Raw genomic sequence first — 3,363 nt, 5'->3', positions numbered from 1 at the left:
GTACCAGCCTCGCACAGAAAGAGTTGCAGGTGCCCACCGCTTGTACCCCGATCCGCCTGTAATGACTCTACAGCCTATGGGCCATCAGCTGTATGTATTGCCTAGTGCAGAGAGGAATAATAGACAGGAAGAAGAGCTGTATGCATTAAGTATCGAAAATGGAATAGGGACGGATAGGGCAGCGATTTGCATGGCTGGTTTCCATTGTGTCTGTAGCTGGCAGCGTGTAACAGAGGCTTCGTATCTTGGGCCGATGAAAGCTTTTGGCCTTTTCAGCTTGCTGCTGCTGCACCTGCAGGGTGGCTTGGCGCAGGTGGCCGCATCGGGGCCTGCCCAGCACGATAGTGCATCGGTGGGTACCCTTACGGGCGCTGCCTTTGGCACGGCCACCACGGGTATTTTATATACGGATTACATGCCGGGCAAATACGTTCTGGAGCCTTTTTTTCATACCCGACAGGGTTCCGTAGATCTGGGCGGAAACCGGCTGTGGGGCATAGACAGTAGCAGCGATGTGCAGATAGGCCTACGCTACGGGCTGGGCAGGCGCCTGTACGCAAGCCTGAGCCGCACGCGCCAGGCCGAGCTGCTGGATATGGGCCTAGGCCTGGCCCTGTACCGCCAGCGGCATGGCAGGCATCCCTTTACGCTTACCTATCGCCTGGGCATCTCTGCCACCACCCAGGCCAATGCGCGCCAGGCCGATGACAGACGCTTGTACGACCGCTTTCTAAACAGGCTACTGTACACAAACACCCTGATCATCAGCCGGAGGATTCGAAAGTGGAGCTTCCTGGCCTCTCCCATGCACTTGCATATAAATGTGCGCGACCTGACCTATCCGGATGCGCAGGGCAACCAGGTGCGCGAGCCGAATGACTATCTGGCGCTAGGGCTAGGCATGGCCTATCAGCCTGCTACCTGGCTTAGCCTCCAGGCCGACTACCTCTATAGTTTCTCCGGCTTTCTGGCAGATAATACCCTGTCGGCCTATCAGGAGCCCATCAGCCTCTCTACGGTCTTTCACTTTGGCCAAAACCAGATCTGGCTGACGGCCAGCAATGTGGGTAGCCTGCACCCCCGGCAGTTTATACGTAGCTCGCCCAGCAGCTGGGAGGGAGCAGGCTGGAGGCTCGGCCTTGGCTGGAGTTATTCATTTCGACTACGGCCGGAACCTGAGCCCCTAAAATTTGAGTGGAGCGACGACGATACCCTGACCCCAGGCTAGCCATTGCACGCCCAACCAGGGCCCGTAGCGCACCGCTCCAGTCTGGTATTCGAACCGTTCAGGCACAAATATGAACAGTTCAGTTCAAAATCAGGGCATAGCTGCCAAACTGGAATTGAAAACACCGTATTGATTACGTATTTTGCAATACGAAATCAAATACCATGTCGAAAATTTCAGTCTGGATTTTTGTTCTTGCTTCCGTCTGGTCATTCTCCAGGGCAGATGTACTTGTTAATCAGGATTTTTCTGCCGGAAATCCCCCCAGCGGTTGGACCAACACGGTGATACAGGGCACACAGGGATGGATATTTGCCAATACCCTTGCCTTTGGCAGTAATGGTCGATACGCACAGTTTGATGATCAGGGCCTAGGGCCTGCGGTATCGCCCAACGAAGCGGCCCTGGTATCTCCCACCGTTAGCTTTATTGGCCGTACCTCTGCCGTCTTGAGCTTCGATCAGTACTTTCCGGGGGTAGAAAACACTGGAGCCTTTGTAGAGCTGAGCATAGACGGAGGAACCACCTGGACTACTTTGGTCAACTACGAGCTGGTAACCCAGGGTTCGCTCGCTTCGCCCGCTTTTACCCGCATTGACATAAGTGCGCAGGCCGCCGGACAGGCCAATGTACGCGTGCGCTTTCGCTACACCGATGGCGGCGTGGCCGGCCTGTACTGGATCGTGGATAATGTAAAACTCTTTGCCGATCCGGATGTAGGTATTACCGGCCTGGTGGCACCGGCTTACCTTACCTGTAGCAGCACCTATTCGGCCACCGAAACCGTGACCGTAACCCTTACCAACTTTAGCGCCGAGGCGGCGAACCTGACCAACCTGCCGATAACAGTGGCCGTAACCGGGCCCAATAGTGCGAATCTAACTGGAACCTATACCGGCATTATACCTGCAGGCGGTAGCATTAGCTACAATATGCCCACCACGATGAATATGTCTATTGGTGGGGTGTATACTTTTGTGGCCAGTGCAGGCCTTGGTACCGACGGATATCTGGATAACAACAGCTTCACCACCAGCCGCGCCAGTCGGGTCAATGTATATCCTTTTAGTGAGAACTTTAACAATAGCGACGGAGGCTGGACCCTGACAGCCGGCACCGGTGGCCAAACCTGGCAGTGGGGCGCACTGCCCGCAGGCTATGCAGGCTTTACCGGCGCGGATGCCAGCCAGGGCAACGCCTGGCGCACCATTACTTTTGCAAACAATGGCTCCTCACCCCATATAGTCAGCCCGTTCTTCGACTTTAGTACGGTAGCGGCAGGTTCAAACCTTGCCCTTGCCATGGACTTCAAGATGAAGATTGGCAACATCCTGAACTGCTGCTGGGGCAGCCGCGTAGTAGTGCAGTATGAGCTGAATGGCAACGGCAGCTGGACCGACTTGGGTAATAACGAAGAGCCGGGCTGGTACCAGCCCACCCACTCTGGCTGGACCACCGGCTGGGGTGCTCCTGGCTTGTCTGGTACCGCCCTTACTGCTACTGTGCCCGCCTGGCGGAGGGCTAATACAGACCTTTGTGGCCTGATCGGCCAGACCTGTGTTCGGTTTCGTGTCTGGCTGCATGTAGCCTGGATACCCAATGGCGTGCCTGCCGAGTTTGCCTTAGATAATTTCCAGATCGTAACCGATGGCCCGGATGTAGGAATTAGTAGTATTCTGGCTCCCCAGGATAGCCCAAGCGGTAGCTGTACATATAACACGAATACGATCCATACCATCCGTGTGTATAACAAACGCTGTACTCCCATCTCGAACATACCCGTCGAGGCGAAGATCGTAGGTCCCCTGGGCACCCAGACGCTGAACGAAACCATTCCCGGGCCGATAAATGGCTCTGACTTTATCGATTATACATTCATCAACGGTATGGATCTGAGTGCGGTGGGTAGTTATTCTATTACCACCTACACGCAGTTAAATACGGATGTGATGCTTAGGGGGGATACTGCCAGACGAAGCGTAACCGTATCAACACCCTTTGTCAATACGTTTCCGTACGAGGCGGACTTTGATGCCAGCGATTTTGGCTGGTTACCGGTAAATGTTTCGGGCAGTGGCACCAATGCTTGGTCACGTAGCGCCAGCCTACCCGCCAACTATGCTGGTTTTAGTGGG

2 protein-coding genes are annotated in these 3,363 nt (G+C 55.0%); both read left to right on the top strand.

Annotated features, from left to right (window positions below; translation table 11 throughout):
• Positions 1-253: 253 nt before the first annotated feature.
• A complete protein-coding gene (locus LW884_10920) occupies positions 254-1,228 on the top strand; it encodes a DUF5777 family beta-barrel protein (GenBank protein MCE3008839.1) in 975 nt (324 codons plus the stop codon).
• Between the two features lie 164 nt (positions 1,229-1,392).
• Positions 1,393-3,363: choice-of-anchor J domain-containing protein (locus LW884_10915; protein MCE3008838.1), on the top strand; the 1,971-nt coding region annotated here is incomplete at its 3' end.

Source organism: Bacteroidota bacterium (assembly GCA_021300195.1).
Taxonomy (GTDB): domain Bacteria; phylum Bacteroidota; class Bacteroidia; order J057; family JAJTIE01; genus JAJTIE01.
This window is presented reverse-complemented; position numbering and strand designations above follow the sequence as displayed.